Source organism: Streptomyces rhizosphaerihabitans (assembly GCF_025399795.1).
GTDB lineage: Bacteria > Actinomycetota > Actinomycetes > Streptomycetales > Streptomycetaceae > Streptomyces > Streptomyces rhizosphaerihabitans.
The window spans coordinates 1-241 of sequence record NZ_JAODTZ010000233.1 but is presented as its reverse complement, the minus strand read 5'-3'; the positions used below and the strand labels follow the sequence as shown (position 1 = coordinate 241).

Below are 241 nucleotides of genomic sequence, written 5' to 3'. Positions count from 1 at the left end.
GGAGGTGACTGGTACTAATAGGCCGAGGGCTTGTCCTCAGTTGCTCGCGTCCACTGTGTTGGTTCTGAAACCACGAACAACCGTCGTAGCCATGCCACGGCTCCGGTTGACAGTTTCATAGTGTTTCGGTGGTCATAGCGTGAGGGAAACGCCCGGTTACATTCCGAACCCGGAAGCTAAGCCTCACAGCGCCGATGGTACTGCAGGGGGGACCCTGTGGGAGAGTAGGACGCCGCCGAAC

Annotated in this window: 1 rRNA gene; it reads left to right on the top strand. The window is 58.5% G+C overall.

Going from position 1 to position 241, the window contains the following annotated elements:
* Positions 1 to 124: 124 nt before the first annotated feature.
* Positions 125 to 241: ribosomal RNA gene (gene rrf, locus N4G66_RS45550) — 5S ribosomal RNA — on the top strand.